Origin of the sequence: Asaia astilbis JCM 15831, from assembly GCF_000613845.1 — a bacterium.
In the GTDB taxonomy this organism is placed as follows: domain Bacteria; phylum Pseudomonadota; class Alphaproteobacteria; order Acetobacterales; family Acetobacteraceae; genus Asaia; species Asaia astilbis.
This window is the reverse complement of sequence record NZ_BAJT01000006.1, coordinates 99807-113346: the sequence shown is the minus strand read 5'-3', so window position 1 is coordinate 113346 and position 13540 is coordinate 99807. Positions and strand designations below refer to the sequence as shown.

Annotated in this window: 13 protein-coding genes and 1 pseudogene; 9 read left to right on the top strand and 5 right to left on the bottom strand. The window is 59.6% G+C overall.

Translation table 11 applies throughout. The annotated features are described in order from the left end of the window. The first annotated feature begins 391 nt into the window (after nucleotides 1–391). Nucleotides 392–820 carry an OsmC family protein gene (locus JCM15831_RS06065; protein WP_198024257.1) on the top strand — a complete coding sequence of 143 codons (429 nt, stop codon included), beginning with the start codon at nucleotides 392–394 and terminating at the stop codon, nucleotides 818–820. A gap of 59 nt (nucleotides 821–879) precedes the next feature. Here JCM15831_RS06065 and aroC read toward each other — a convergent pair. Continuing rightward, nucleotides 880–1979 (bottom strand): annotated as a pseudogene (gene aroC / locus JCM15831_RS17055) (chorismate synthase). Between the two features lies 1 nt (nucleotide 1980). Then, the gene (fabI, locus tag JCM15831_RS06055) at nucleotides 1981–2823 is read right to left on the bottom strand and encodes an enoyl-ACP reductase FabI (protein WP_025823471.1); all 843 of its coding nucleotides are present in this window, start codon (nucleotides 2821–2823) and stop codon (nucleotides 1981–1983) included. 141 nt (nucleotides 2824–2964) lie between these two features. On the opposite strand from fabI, the gene pdxH reads away from it, so the two are divergent. The 7 genes from pdxH to JCM15831_RS06025 all read left to right on the top strand — a co-directional run bounded on the left by pdxH (nucleotide 2965) and on the right by JCM15831_RS06025 (nucleotide 9037). After that, entirely contained in the window at nucleotides 2965–3576 is a 612-nt protein-coding gene (gene pdxH / locus JCM15831_RS06050) for a pyridoxamine 5'-phosphate oxidase (RefSeq protein ID WP_025823469.1), read from the top strand. Between the two features lie 72 nt (nucleotides 3577–3648). After that, complete coding sequence (locus JCM15831_RS06045) at nucleotides 3649–4536, top strand: universal stress protein (protein ID WP_025823467.1); 888 nt, start codon at nucleotides 3649–3651, stop codon at nucleotides 4534–4536. 109 nt (nucleotides 4537–4645) lie between these two features. Further along, entirely contained in the window at nucleotides 4646–5245 is a 600-nt protein-coding gene (locus JCM15831_RS22485; RefSeq protein ID WP_232228017.1) for a DUF374 domain-containing protein, read from the top strand. A 68-nt stretch (nucleotides 5246–5313) separates the two neighbouring features. Further along, complete coding sequence (locus tag JCM15831_RS17050; RefSeq protein WP_306301827.1) at nucleotides 5314–6561, top strand: 3-deoxy-D-manno-octulosonic acid transferase; 1248 nt, start codon at nucleotides 5314–5316, stop codon at nucleotides 6559–6561. Then, on the top strand, nucleotides 6552–7544 hold the full coding sequence (gene lpxK, locus JCM15831_RS21390; protein WP_035773965.1) for a tetraacyldisaccharide 4'-kinase: 993 nt from the start codon (nucleotides 6552–6554) through the stop codon (nucleotides 7542–7544). Before JCM15831_RS17050 ends, lpxK begins: the two co-directional genes overlap by 10 nt. A gap of 9 nt (nucleotides 7545–7553) precedes the next feature. Then, nucleotides 7554–8477, top strand: a complete 924-nt coding sequence (locus JCM15831_RS21385; RefSeq protein WP_025823463.1) for a lysophospholipid acyltransferase family protein — start codon at nucleotides 7554–7556, stop codon at nucleotides 8475–8477. A 188-nt stretch (nucleotides 8478–8665) separates the two neighbouring features. Continuing rightward, nucleotides 8666–9037: a hypothetical protein gene (locus JCM15831_RS06025; protein ID WP_025823461.1), complete on the top strand. Its 372-nt coding sequence runs from the start codon at nucleotides 8666–8668 to the stop codon at nucleotides 9035–9037. Between the two features lie 127 nt (nucleotides 9038–9164). Here the strand turns inward: JCM15831_RS06025 and JCM15831_RS17045 are convergent, their stop codons facing one another. Beyond that, nucleotides 9165–10511 carry a penicillin-binding protein activator gene (locus JCM15831_RS17045; protein ID WP_084490573.1) on the bottom strand — a complete coding sequence of 449 codons (1347 nt, stop codon included), beginning with the start codon at nucleotides 10509–10511 and terminating at the stop codon, nucleotides 9165–9167. Between JCM15831_RS17045 and rsmI the strand changes: the two genes are divergently transcribed. Next, nucleotides 10496–11440: a 16S rRNA (cytidine(1402)-2'-O)-methyltransferase gene (rsmI, locus tag JCM15831_RS17040; protein ID WP_084490572.1), complete on the top strand. Its 945-nt coding sequence runs from the start codon at nucleotides 10496–10498 to the stop codon at nucleotides 11438–11440. The two genes, JCM15831_RS17045 and rsmI, sit on opposite strands and share 16 nt — an antisense overlap. Before the next feature lie 30 nt (nucleotides 11441–11470). Here rsmI and JCM15831_RS06010 read toward each other — a convergent pair whose 3' ends face one another. After that, nucleotides 11471–12154 (bottom strand): LolA family protein, encoded by a 684-nt coding sequence (locus JCM15831_RS06010; RefSeq protein WP_232228016.1) that lies wholly within the window; start codon nucleotides 12152–12154, stop codon nucleotides 11471–11473. Continuing rightward, nucleotides 12120–13502, bottom strand: a complete 1383-nt coding sequence (locus JCM15831_RS06005) for a glutamate--cysteine ligase (protein WP_025823457.1) — start codon at nucleotides 13500–13502, stop codon at nucleotides 12120–12122. The genes JCM15831_RS06010 and JCM15831_RS06005 overlap by 35 nt, the downstream gene beginning before the upstream one ends. Between the last annotated feature and the right edge of the window lie 38 nt (nucleotides 13503–13540).

The window sequence follows — 13540 nt, the reverse complement described above, 5'->3', positions numbered from 1 at the left end:
GGGCGCTTGGATCAGGCAGAACATCAGCCGAAGCGGAAACCGGCTCACGGGTCGTGTCTTCTAGCAGGCTCACGGGCCATCTCCCCAAGGTTAAAATCGGATCAAATTGGAAAATTCAGATTGTCCTCTTGGCGCAACTGACACCCCTGAGACAAGCAATATATCGGGTAAAATTTCTTCAGACACACTATATATGGTGTTGACAGGGCGGAACCCCTTGGGAGAGCTCGGCATTCCCGCAAAGCGTTTTTTTGCCTTTCCGAATTCCCGTATCCGAGCGTGGCGCTCACGACACAGCATCGACTCATCAATCGCGATGAACATTTTTCATCACACCGCGTTGGCAGCACAACCGACCCGGATCGGGTTCGGAGCAGCAGGAGATCATTCCATGACGATCAAGAAGTCAGCCAGCGCCCAGTGGAGCGGTGGTCTCAAGGACGGCAAAGGCAGCATCTCAACCCAGAGCGGCGCCCTCTCAACCCAGCCTTATGGTTTCAACACACGCTTCGAAGACAAGCCTGGGACAAACCCGGAGGAGCTGATCGGCGCCGCGCATGCAGGCTGCTTTACGATGGCTCTCTCGATGATTCTGGGTGAGGCCGGTCTTACCGCGACGTCGCTGGAGACCAAAGCGACCGTCTCTCTCGACAAAACCGACAGCGGTTTCGAGATTTCGGCCATCCATCTCGACCTCAAGGGGAGCGTACCCGGGGCCGATCAGGCCAAGTTTGAAGAACTCGCGACCAAGGCCAAAAACGGCTGCCCGGTCTCCCAGCTTTTCAAGGCCGAGATCAGCCTGACCGCAACGCTCGCCTGAGCTTGCACAAATGGCATCGTGTCATGGCCGTTCAGCAGAACGGCCATGAACGACGTCTATCAAGACCGCGCGCGATGCCAGCTATTCTGGGCGTGATCGCGAAAAAGATGATCGACCAGCAGGCAGGCGACCATTGCTTCGGCGACCGGCACGGCGCGAATTCCAATGCACGGGTCATGCCGGCCCTTCGTCACGACGTCGATGTTTTCGCCCTGACGATTGACCGAGGGTACAGGCACCAGAATAGAACTTGTCGGCTTGATCGCAAATCGTGCATGATCGGTTGACCGGTCGAGATCCCTCCGAGGATACCGCCAGCACGATTGCGCTCGAAATGGATCGCACCGTCGCGCATGCGCATCGGATCCGCATTCTCTTCGCCTCGAAGAGAAGCGACGCCGAAACCCTCACCAATCTCCACGGCCTTGACGCCATTAATTCCCATCAACGCCGCAGCGAGATCGGAATCGAGCTTGCCATAGAGCGGTGCGCCGAGCCCCTGAGGGAAGTTCTCAGCAACAACCTCGACCAAGGCACCGATGGAAGAGCCGTCTTTCCGGACACCTGACAACACCCCTTCCCATTCAGAAGCGGTCACAGGATCGGGACAGAAAAACGGATTACGATTGACCTCGTCCCAATCCCAGCGATGACGGTCAATCGCCAGGCCGCCAATCTGCACGAGGGCTGCACGAATGAGAGCGGCCTCGCCGAGGAGCTCGGTGATCACGCGCCGCGCCACACCACCAGCCGCAACACGACAGGCCGTTTCGCGTGCCGAGGACCGCCCGCCCCCCCGATAGTCGCGATGACCGTATTTCATGTCATAAGCGACATCGGCGTGGCCCGGGCGATAGCGCTGGGCGATCTCGGAATAATCTTTCGAACGCTGATCGGTGTTCTCGATCATCAGCGAAATCGGCGTTCCGGTGGTCCGACCTTCGAAAACACCAGAAAGAATGCGGACCTGATCCGCTTCCTGCCGCTGGGTCGTGAACTTGGATTGCCCCGGACGACGACGATCCAGCCAAGGCTGGATATCAGTTTCGCTGAGCGCGATTCCAGGCGGGCACCCATCGATCACGCAACCGATGGCTGGCCCATGGCTTTCGCCCCAGGTTGTAACTCTAAAAAGCGTTCCGAAACTGTTATCCGACATATCAGCCTTCTGAAGACACAGCCGCAATATCGGGTGCGCCAGGGTTCTTCATGCCAACCACGTGATAACCACAATCGACGTGATGAATCTCGCCCGTCGTCCCCGAGGAAAGCTCGGAGAGGAAATACAGCCCCGCGCCGCCGACATCCTTGAGCGACACATTGCGCTCCATCGGAGCGTTGAGCTGGTTCCAGCGCAGAATATAGCGGAAATCGCCAATCCCGTTTGCGGCCAGTGTCATGATCGGGCCGGCAGAGATGGCATTGACACGGATGTTATCCTTGCCGAGATCCGCAGCCATATAGCGAACCGACGCTTCAAGCGCGGCTTTCGCCACACCCATCACATTATAATGAGGCATCACGCGCTCGGCCCCAAGATAGGAGAGCGTCAGCAAAGATCCGCCCTCGTTCATGAGCGCTGCCGCACGACGCGCCACGGCTGTGAAGGAGAAGCAGGAAATATCCATCGCTTTGAGAAAAGCGTCGCGAGGCGTATCGACATAGCGCCCGCGCAGATACTGCTTGTCAGCCCAGCCGATAGCATGGACGACGAAATCGATCTTGCCCCAGGCTTTCTCGATTTCATCGAATGTGCGATCGATATCGGCATCATCTCCGACGTCACAGGACAGAACGAGTGAGGAGCCGACGCTCTCTGCCAGTGGCTTGACCCGCTTGCCCAGCGCTTCACCCTGATAGGTGAAGGCAAGCTCTGCTCCTTGGGCAGCGCAGGCAGACGCGATGGCCCAGGCAATGGAACGGTCATTGGCGACGCCCATTACAAGGCCGCGCTTGCCCGCCATCAGCGTCCCGGTTGGGAGATCGAAGGAAGCGGTGGACATGAGGCAGATCCCGGTTAATGTCAGCAGTGAGAATAAAAGCGAACCGCTTCGTCGCACATGCCCGCCGCGCAAACAAGTCTGGAGTTGACACGTTAGGTTAGGCGAAGAAGACGGATCGAATTCAAGCAGGAGGCTCCTGTCATGCCACCAGAAACCACCCTTCCCCTTATTCCCCTCGATGCAGACCCCTTTGCGCTGTTTACTGAATGGATGGAGGAGGCCGAGGCAAAGGAGCCAAATGACCCGAACGCGATGGCCATCGCGACTGCTACGGCCAGCGGCGTTCCTTCTGTGCGCATGATCCTTCTTAAAGGCGTCGATGAGCGCGGTTTCGTCTTTTATACGAACCTCGAGAGCCGCAAGGGGAGCGAACTGCTCGCCAATCCTCATGCAGCGCTGCTGTTCCACTGGAAATCGCTGCGGCGTCAGATCCGTATCGAGGGACCGGTGGAGCCTGTCAGCAACGAGGAAGCCGATCGTTATTTCGCGAGCCGCAGTCGTAATTCGCGCATCGGCGCGATCGCCTCGGACCAGTCTAGGCCGCTGGCCTCGCGCGTCGAATTCGAAGAGCGGATCAAGGCAGTGACGGATCGCTTCGAGGGGCAGGAACCGCAAAGACCGGATAACTGGTCTGGTTTCAGGCTTGTCCCCGATCAGATGGAATTCTGGCAGGACCGTCCTTTTCGCATGCATGACCGCGCCACCTGGACCCGACAGGAGAATGACTGGGCGGTGACCCGTCTCTACCCCTGATCCCAATGCCTCTCCGGGTCCGGCTCTGAACCCGGCTGTCTCTGTTCACCTTGATGACTAAGTGAGATCCCCATGGCCAACGACATCCGAAATATCCTTGTCCCCCTTAATGGTGCCGGGAACATCGATGCGGTTCTGCGTGTGGGGCTTTTGCATGCTCGAGCGTTCAACGCCCATCTTTCGACGGTTCTGGTAGGGGACGACCCCAATGAGATGTCGGCGCTGACCGGAGAGGGTCTTTCGAGCTCGATGATCCACGAGATGATGGAAGCTGCCGAACATGAAGCCCATCGTCGGATGCTTCAGGTACGTCTGAAATATGACAGCTTCATCAAAGAGAACGACATCGACGCCAAACAGGGCTTTCTCGAAAACGAGCCTCTTGCCGCAGCCAGGCTGAGCGCCTCTCTGGAATTTCTGACCGGTTCGGAACATGAAGCCGTCACCTGGCGCGCGCGTCTGTCGGACATCACCTTGATGCCGCATCTGGGGCCCAACGATAACGCAAGAGCGTCTGAAGTCCTGCACGCCGTCCTGTATGATAGCGGCTGTCCTCTGGTCATTGCCCCGCCAACCCCGCCTGCCAGCTCAGGTAAGCGGATCTGCATCGCCTGGAACGGAACGGCCGAAGCAGGATCGGCCCTTCGTGGCGCTCTGCCTTACGCCAAGCGCGCCGAGGCCGTTCAGATTCTGACCAGTGTCGATTACCACCGTCGCGGTCCAGAAGCGGATACGGTTCAGGACTATTTGAAGCTCCACGGCGTTGATGCCGAGATTTGCGTCTTCAAACCAATAGAGCGTGACATTGGGGCCGGCATCCTCGCAGCCTGTAAAGAATTCAACGCCGACATGCTCACGATGGGGGCATACTCCCATTCTCGTTTGCGACAGATGATCCTCGGCGGGGCGACCCGGCACGTTCTGGAACATGCCGAATTGACCGTTCTCATGAGCCGTTAATGATTTTTGCTATCAGAGGTCGGACATGCTACCGGCCTCCCATGCGTGCTTGCCCTTCAGTCACCGAATGAACCGCATCACTCTCAAAAACCTGAGAAACCGGGCGCTTATGATTTTGGCGCGGGGTTATGTGGATCTCACCATACGCACCACGCGCTGGACCGTTACAGGGGCATCCGAAGCACTTCCGTCTCTCCTGCAGAAATCCGACCGAAGCGCTAACGGGTGCATCACGGTCGCGTGGCACCGGACCTTGCTCATGCTGCCCGCAATGTGCAGATGGGCCCACACACTCAAGCCCGAACTCAAGATCACGGTCATGGTCAGCCGCAACCGAGATGGACAGTTTATCGGCGACCTCATTGCGCCATGGGGCATCACAGGGATCGAAGGGTCGAGTGATCGAAACGGCAAGAACAAGGGCGGAAGCAGAGCCCTGCGTCAGGCCTGTTCGGTCCTGCGTGATGGTGCAATCTTCGCGATCACACCCGACGGCCCTCGCGGGCCTGCGGAGACTGTCCAGCCCGGTGCGGAAGCCTCATGCGCCTGGCAGGCTCACCACTGGTACCGATCGGTGCCGCATGCACGGGCATCACCCTGCCCAGCTGGGACCGGCTTCGTGTGCCCCTTCCTTTCGGTCGGGGCTATCTTCTTTATGGAGCCCCCTGCACGCTCCCGGTTACCCCCGAAGAAATCGGCCAAAAACTGAAGGCTCAATCGGCCCGTGCCGAGGCCTGCCTGAAACTGGGCCGTGCTGGCCTGGCCGATCACCTCTGGATGGCTCTGGGAACCGCGCTCATGCCGGGTCTGCGGGCCATGATGCTGATCCGTCTACGCCGCGGTAAAGAACGCCTTGAGCGCCTTCCCGAGCGGCGCGGCCGGACCAAACTGGCGCGACCCGAGGGCACTCTTCTCTGGCTTCACGCCGCAAGCGTCGGTGAGACGCATTCCATCCTGCCTCTGATCGAAGCCCTGGCGGAACGACATCCGACACGTCAGTTCCTAATCACCACCGCGACGATCAGCGGAGCGGATATCGTCACAGGGTTCTGTGCTCAGGCAGGCGAGCTTTCCAACCGCCTGATCCATCAGTTCATCCCCTATGACGTGCCGCTCTGGACAAGGCGCTTCCTCGATCACTGGCGTCCCTCTGCCCTGCTGCTGACAGATAGTGAGCTTTGGCCCGGCATCTTACTGGCCTGCACCCGCCGGGCTATTCCCGTCGGCGTTCTGAATGCGCGCCTTTCAACCAGATCCTGGAAGCGATGGCACCAGATGAGACGTCTGGTACCACCGATCTTCAAACGTCTCGATTTCGTTGCCGCGCGGGGCGAGCAGGACGCGGCCCATTTTGCCGCACTGGGAGCCCGGGACGTCGTTTGCTATGGCGATCTCAAGGCAAATGCACCGCCCCCTTCTGTCAATATGGACGAGCTTCGGTCGCTCAGGGCGCAGATCGGGACGAGACCTGTATTTCTCGCCGCGTCGACCCATAGCGGCGAAGACGAGATCATCCTCCGGGCCATTGCGAAACTTCGTCTCAGCATCCCGGATCTGCTGACAATCATCGCGCCAAGGCACCCGGTGCGCGGGGCCCAGATCGCCACGTTGCTCGACAGCAAACCGCCCTTGCGCTCAAAAGGTGCCGCACCAGGTCCGACAGACTCCATATGGATTGCCGATTCTCTGGGCGAGCTCGGACTCTTCTACCGCCTGGCCCAGTGCGCTTTCATCGGCAACTCCCTTGTGGCTCCAGGTGGGGGACACAACCCTTTCGAACCAGCCAGACTGGAAGTGCCTCTCGCCACCGGACCGTTTTGCGACAATTTTCGGCCTGCCTTCGAGCAACTCACGGGGCTCGTAGCCCCTATACAGAGTGACAACGATTTGGCTGACTGGATTGACTCGGTGATGAAAGACCCCATGCCTTGGCGGGCGCGTGCGCAGCAGGCGAGGGCAAAGCTCCAGTCGGAGGAGGGCGTCCCCGCAGCCCTTCTCGACCGCATTGACGCCTTATGCGTCTGAAGCTCGGCCCTCCCGCATTTTGGAAACGCACGACGCCGACATGGCAGGCGCACGCCCTAGCCCCCCTTTCCTGGGCGGTGGGGGCGGTCGGCAGCCTGCGGACCCTTCGCGCGTCCCCAGCCCTCTCCTCCCTGCCCGTTCTCTGCTGCGGCAATTTAAGCGTCGGCGGTACAGGCAAAACCATCCTGGTTCGCGATCTGGCCAAACGCCTTCAGGCACGCGGCCAGGTCCCACATCTCCTGAGCCGCGGCTACGGTGGCACTCTTGAAGGCCCCCTGCGTGTCATTCCAGGTGAGCACACCGCTCGTGATGTCGGGGATGAACCTTTCATGCTTGCTCAGGATTTCCCTGTCTGGATAGGGCGTGATCGGGGAGAAACGGCATTTCTGGCTGCCGAGGCAGGCGCGACCTGCCTTGTGATGGATGATGGGTTACAGAATCTGACCCTGCACCAGACTCTCAGGCTCATTACGATCGATGGCGGAGCTGGACTGGGCAATGGGCGTATCGTCCCGGCTGGCCCCCTGCGAGAACCCGCCCACAAGGGGCTGGCACGCTCTGACGCGGTTATCCTGATCGGGCGCGACGACACCAATCTCGCCCCCTCCCTGCCTGCATCACTCCCCTGTCTTGCCGCAAAGCTCATTCCCTCAGCCTCGATCAGAAAGCTGCAAGGGAAGCAGGTCATCGCGTTTGCCGGCATCGGCAGGCCGGAGAAATTCTTCGACATGCTGACCGAAGCGGGCGCCCCTCCCATGCGGACGATCGCCTTCGACGACCATCACGATTACACCGAGCGTGACTGCCGGCGCCTGTCGGTGCTCGCGAGGCAGCCCGGCACCGTTCTGGTCACGACGCGAAAGGACTGGGTCAAAATACCGGGATGGCTTCGCGACGATGTCGTCGTGATCGATGTGGAGCTTCTTTGGGCGGATCCCGGAGCACCCGAACGTCTGCTGGACCTGCTTCTGACGAATGTGTAGAGCCGCCTTATGAGCGAGACACCTGCCATCACACTGCTACACAGGGCCGAATATGCACTGGCCCGCATTTTGTTGGCAGGACTCTCCAGCCTTCCTCCAGCCACGGCGTCAAATCTCGGCGGCTGGTTGGCCCGAAAGATCGGGCCTCGTCTGCCCGTCTCCGGGGTCGCTCACGCCAACCTTGCTCTCGCCCTGCCCAGGACAAGCGAGGTCGAAAGAGACAGAATCGTTCGGGACTGCTGGGAAAATCTCGGACGTACCGTGGCGGAGTTCCCCCACCTCTCCCATCTCAAACGTGACACTGCCACGGGCCCGGGATGGAGTATCGGCAACTCACAAATACTTGAACAGGCTGCCGCAACGAAACGACCGGTTATCTTTTTCTCCGGCCATATCGGCAATTGGGAGATGCTCCCGCCCATCGTGGCGCGTCACGGATTACCCTTTGCCTCTTTCTACAGGGCAGCGGGAAACCCCCTGATCGACCGCTTGATTATCGACCTGCGCGCGAGGGCCATGGGCTGCGATGCACCCATGTTTGCAAAGGGTGCCAAGGGAGCACGCCTTGCTTTACGTCACCTCTCTCTGGGACATCATCTTGGTATTCTGGGCGACCAGAAGATGAATGATGGCATTGAGTGCCGATTCTTCGGTCTGCCTGCCATGACCGCCTCGGCGGCGGCCGTATTCGCAGTCAAATATAATTGTGTAATCGTGACCGGACGCATCATTCGTCGCGGGCCGGCCCGTCTCCATCTGGAAGTCGGACCGGTTTTATCGCCAGATCCGGAAGCACCCAGACAACTCGAAATCGGGTCTCTTACCCAGCAACTGAATGATTGCTTGGAACGATGGATCCGTGACATCCCGGGATCCTGGCTCTGGCTGCACCGACGCTGGCCCAAAGAGATCTATACTAGAACAAAGAGCTGATTATCTTCTTTTTGAAAGTATTTGATACTTTTACTTGAGAGCGTCGCCCGCGAAACAAACCATTGTTTTTATGCAACACCAAGTCATTCTCATGACAGAAATTGGTCACAAGACGTAATTTTACGTTGAGGCCGTCCACTTTTGCCGTCTAGCCTCTGAGTCGAACCCAGATATGTAGGACGCAACGTATGGCCCAGACGCTGCCGTTTCCCAAGAACGAAACTCCAGCACCTCTCAGCAATGTGATTCCATTGCGATTCAACGTCCTGCCCCGCCATCGCGAGTATCTCTCGCAGTGGCTGCAGGCCGGCATGGCGATGGGCCTGTGCGACGCGGACATCGAAACCGAGACGTTGGATGGCCGCGACGAGACTGTCGCCCATATTCTGGTTTGGGTGCGTGAAAATGCAGACCCCGCCTATATGATCAAGCCGCGTGGTCTGCGCTGGGTTCTGATCGACCACATTCGGGACCATGAGCTTGGCGTCTATGCCAGCCTTGAGCTTGCACTCCACACAGTGCGACCGGTCCTTCCGCTCAAGTCGATCGCCGCAGCCTGAGCATCCTCATCGCCCCCATGCTGTGTCAGGGGCGATAAGAAAACATCGATTTAATAGCGCTGCGTCTGAAGCAGCGCCGATCAGGGTGCGGTTCGGGCAAGCCGCCTTGGTGCCGCAGAAGTCATTTTCACACCCCCACCCGGCAGGATCTCGTAGACAGCAGCCCACGAGCGACCGTTCCATTCGATTGCAGGACGAAGGTCCCGTCAGATCCGGCAAAACCGTCGGGACGAAGCAGCGATTTCGGTGAGAACCCTGTAGGCTGCTGGCTGAGTACAGCCGCCATGGTCGCCGTGTCATAGGCAACATTTGCCAGCACCGACGGCGCATATCCGAAACGACTGCGATAACGCTGAACGAAATCTGTGCGCGCCGTCGGATCTGGAGCCGCGTACCACCCGCCCTGCAGCGCGCCCAGCTTGCCCGCGAAGACACTCCAGAGTGCGGGACCGAGAATACGGGTCTGATGAGGATCGATCGCGGCCTGTTTGAGACCGTCAATGACGGTTGCGAGCTGGAGACCCGTATCCCCAAGCAAGAGCGCGTCGAAAGGCGGCGGAGGAAGCGCCACGGTCGCAGTCGGCACAGTCGGTGTCGGCGGTGGCGATGCCGTGTAGGGCGTCATGCCAGTTGCAGACGCCTTGGTGGCGGGAAGCGTCGGCGCCGCAGGCTCACGACCGAGAGGATTGATGGCATCGGGCTCAGCCGGTTTCGCATCGAGCGGCGCGGGTGCGACCTGGCCCTGTCGAAACTGCAGATTGGCAAAGGTCTTGAGCGCGCCGGCAATCGACTCCGGGGTCGAGGCATGGAAAAGAATCTGTGGTGCCGCGAGGCCCTTGATCGAACAGGCTCGCAGCAACGCGTCACCCAACGCATGACCGAGGGCGTTATCAGGCAGGAAAGCCGCAAAATTCTTGCGTCCCTCAGCTGCCGCTGCGTCGACAAGACGATTTACCTGCTGTTCGACCGTGATCCCCATCACCCAGACACCGGGAGCGGCCTGAGCCTGATCGCTCGTATAGGCGAATTCCGGGACTCCGGCAGGCTGAGCAAGCGTGGCGACCGCCGCCGTCTGCGGCGCCGTCAACGGACCGAGCAACGCGATATCGCCCTGCTCCAGAGCCGAGCGGGCTGCGCTCTCCGCCGTTTGACCGGGCGCATCGGTATCGCGGATGTCGAGTGTCACGCCGTGGCCTTCAGGCACGGCGATGCGCGCGGCATTCGCCATCTGCTGACCAAGCTTGCCAAATCGGCCGGTCAGCGGAAGCAGCATCCCGATTTTCTTGGTGCCGGAATCCTGCTGCGTTCCTGAGGGCGATACCGGAGAGATGGGAGGAGCCGTCTCAGGTCCGCTACAGGCGTTGAGCGAAAGTAACGCGACACCAGCGAGCGCTGAGACCTTGCATGCAGAGGCCGACCTGAGCGATGTGAAGGAAATCACGCGCTGACGGGGACCGAATGTCCGACTTACCATCTTGCACCCATACTCCTGTTGACGATTCGACCCCTGAAGGTCCGCAGCATGCTTATGACACTTCACCAGCTTCTGCGACCCTGCCCGCAGGCAGCCTCACTCTTGTTGCGACGCCGATTGGCAATCTCGGCGATATAAGCGTTCGTGCAATCGAGACGCTCAAGGCTGCCGATATTATCCTGTGTGAAGACACACGGGTAACAGCCAAACTGCTCAAGGCCTATAATGTTTCCACACCGACACAGATTCTTCACGATCACAATGAAGAAGGCCGGATCGCAGGGCTTCTGACACGGCTGCATTCCGGTGCCTCGATGGCTCTCGTCTCCGATGCCGGAACCCCTCTCGTGTCAGATCCCGGCTTCCGGCTTGCACGAGCCGCGATTGCAGACGGCGTCCCGGTAGGTGCCGTGCCGGGTGCCAACGCCGCAACACTCGCCCTCACCCTCTCGGGCCTGCCCCCTCATCCTTATCTCTTCAGCGGGTTTGCATCTCCGCGCTCTTCTGCAAGACGCAGTCAGTTCTCCATCCTGCGTGCAGCAGAACAGGTCGGCTTTTCTGCGACTTTGATCTGGTATGAAGCGCCACACCGTCTGCTCGACATGATTGAAGACCTGATTGTGGTTTTTGGCCCAGAGCGTCAGGCTGCCGTAGCTCGTGAGCTGACAAAGCGCTTCGAGGAAATTCGCCGCGGCAGTCTCGCAGAGCTTCAGGCTCATTTTGTCGATACCGCACCTCGTGGCGAGATCACCATTCTTGTGGGACCACCAAAGGAAGATTCTGCTCCCTCGGAAGACGATCTCGATTCACGGCTTCGCGAGGCGCTTAAAACGCATTCGATCAAGGATGCCGCCGCACTGGTCGCGGGCGCCGTCAATCTTCCCAAACGCGTCGTCTATGCCCGCGCTCTGGAAATCGGGAAGGAATAAGCCCGTCGGTCGCGTGTTATCGAGGTCGGTTCAGTCCTGCTCTTTGGGCAGGGCAAACAGACTCTCAGCAAGGCTCTGATCGGCCGCGACATCGAACAGATCGATCTGTGTCTCACGCCCTTGCGCGTCCTTGACGACCCAGGAGCGCAAGGTGAGCGGCGATTCTGCAAAAATGAGCGTCAGGCTGCCTTCGGAAGGTGTCGCCGTTCGCACGAGCGTGACCTGCACCAATCCGTGTCCATGTTCAAAAGCGGTCACGGTCACATCGCCTGAGAGCTTGAGATCGGGCCGCAACAAAAGACCGAGCGGTGTCCGGTCCAGAGGCAGTGTCGTCACCTGCCCCAGTTCGCGGTCCTGATAAACAATCTTCCCCTGATTGGCGACGAGGAGCAGCGGGCTCGGCTTGTCATAATCGAAGCGCATCTTTCCCGGACGCTCAAGCCAGGCCTGCCCGGTCGACCGAGCCCCATCGGGTGCGATCTGCTGAAACCGCGCCTTGATGACATGGATTGCGTTCAGGGCATCCTGAACGCGGGCGATCCAGCCTGCGTCAGTCGGACGCAGGGCAGCCGGCTTGAAAGCGGCCGAATCAGCCGGTGCGGCTTGGCCGGGATGCACAAGTCCAAAGCTTGCGATGATCGAAGAGAGAGCGACAAGGCGAAACTTCATGGTCGTACCGTCAGACTGCTGCTTCTTGGAAGATATGCCTGACATCGCCCTGCCACGCTCCGTGATAGCGCTCAAGCCAGTGCTCTGCCTGCGTCTTGCCGCCTTCGGCAATCGCCTGCAAGGGGGCAAGATAGGCTTCCTCGCCGAGGTTGCGGGCACGCAATCCTTCATGAGCGAGCGCGATCACTCTGGCCGCAAGGGCACGTAATCCCCCCGGAAACGACGCCTCCATGCCTTTTTCCGGCACGTCTGCCCGCAGCCCGCGATAATCGTCCCATGCGTATTCGCGCACAAGCGCTTCAGCTGCCTGAAGTGTCGCGGGGTCGTAGAGAAGTCCAACCCAAAGCGCTGACTGCGCCAGCATCATCTCGGGGCTGCCAGCATCGGCGCCGCGCATTTCGAGAAATTGCTTCAGTCTTACATCGGGAAAGGCTGTCGTCAGATGGTCTTCAAAGTCACCCATCGTCGGGGTCAGTCCGTCGAGAGCGGGTTGCGCCTTGCCGGCCAGCCAGTCCCGAAAGGATGCCCCTGCGACATCCCGAGATTCGCCGTCGCGCATCACGAAATACATGGGCACGTCCAAAACCCAGTCGACATAATGCTCGAAGCCGAACCCGTCTTCAAAGCAGCATTCTGGCATTCCCGATCGAGCATTATCCGTATCGGTCCAGACGCGGGCCCGGTTGGAGAGCAGTCCGTTCGGCTTTCCCTCATAAAAAGGCGAGTTCGCAAAGAGCGCCGTTGCCAGAGGTTGCAATGCCAGCGAGACGCGCATCTTGCGCGCCATGTCTTCTTCCGACCCGAAATCCAGATTGACCTGAACGGTGCAGGTGCGGGTCATCATGTCGAGACCCAGCATGCCGACCTTGGGCATGTAGTTCCGCATGATCGCATAGCGGCTTTTGGGCATGATCGGCATCGCACTGGGAGACCAGAGCGGCTGAAAGCCAAGCGGCGCAAAACCCAGACCGAGCGCCTTGGCCGGACCACGCGCCTCTTCGAAATGCGTGGCCATCTCCGCTTTTGTCTCATGCAGATCGGCCACGGGGCGGCCCGACAGCTCGAACTGCCCGGCGGGCTCCAGAGAAAGAGATTCTCCCTTATGGGCACCCTGCCCCTTGAGGCCGATCAGCTTGCCATGATCTTCGATGGCCTGCCATGCGCTGCCATCGCCCTTAATCGCGTGCAGAAGCGCCTCAATGCCGTCCTTCTCATAGGATGGGGGCGAAAAGGCTTCGCGACCCGACCGATCGTCAGGAAGAACGAACCCGAATTTTTCGTGTTCCGTGCCGATGCGCCAGGAAGACTGTGGCTTGGAGCCCTCTGCTAGAAGAGCGATAAGCTGGGCCTTGTTCTCGATGGGCGTATCGTTCAGGTCACCGGGATTAGACATGGGCGGTACAGGAGCCTCAGAGGGAATTTCTGGAAAAA

Bases quoted from the DNA above. Each gene is read 5' to 3' on its own strand.
- JCM15831_RS06065 (WP_198024257.1), top strand. From the start codon at position 392: ATGACGATCAAGAAGTCAGCCAGCGCCCAGTGGAGCGGTGGTCTCAAG.
- fabI (WP_025823471.1), bottom strand. From the start codon at position 2,823: ATGTCCACCGCTTCCTTCGATCTCCCAACCGGGACGCTGATGGCGGGC.
- pdxH (WP_025823469.1), top strand. From the start codon at position 2,965: ATGCCACCAGAAACCACCCTTCCCCTTATTCCCCTCGATGCAGACCCC.
- JCM15831_RS06045 (WP_025823467.1), top strand. From the start codon at position 3,649: ATGGCCAACGACATCCGAAATATCCTTGTCCCCCTTAATGGTGCCGGG.
- JCM15831_RS22485 (WP_232228017.1), top strand. From the start codon at position 4,646: ATGATTTTGGCGCGGGGTTATGTGGATCTCACCATACGCACCACGCGC.
- JCM15831_RS17050 (WP_306301827.1), top strand. From the start codon at position 5,314: ATGGCTCTGGGAACCGCGCTCATGCCGGGTCTGCGGGCCATGATGCTG.
- lpxK (WP_035773965.1), top strand. From the start codon at position 6,552: ATGCGTCTGAAGCTCGGCCCTCCCGCATTTTGGAAACGCACGACGCCG.
- JCM15831_RS21385 (WP_025823463.1), top strand. From the start codon at position 7,554: ATGAGCGAGACACCTGCCATCACACTGCTACACAGGGCCGAATATGCA.
- JCM15831_RS06025 (WP_025823461.1), top strand. From the start codon at position 8,666: ATGGCCCAGACGCTGCCGTTTCCCAAGAACGAAACTCCAGCACCTCTC.
- rsmI (WP_084490572.1), top strand. From the start codon at position 10,496: ATGTCCGACTTACCATCTTGCACCCATACTCCTGTTGACGATTCGACC.
- JCM15831_RS17045 (WP_084490573.1), bottom strand. From the start codon at position 10,511: ATGGTAAGTCGGACATTCGGTCCCCGTCAGCGCGTGATTTCCTTCACA.
- JCM15831_RS06010 (WP_232228016.1), bottom strand. From the start codon at position 12,154: ATGTCAGGCATATCTTCCAAGAAGCAGCAGTCTGACGGTACGACCATG.
- JCM15831_RS06005 (WP_025823457.1), bottom strand. From the start codon at position 13,502: ATGTCTAATCCCGGTGACCTGAACGATACGCCCATCGAGAACAAGGCC.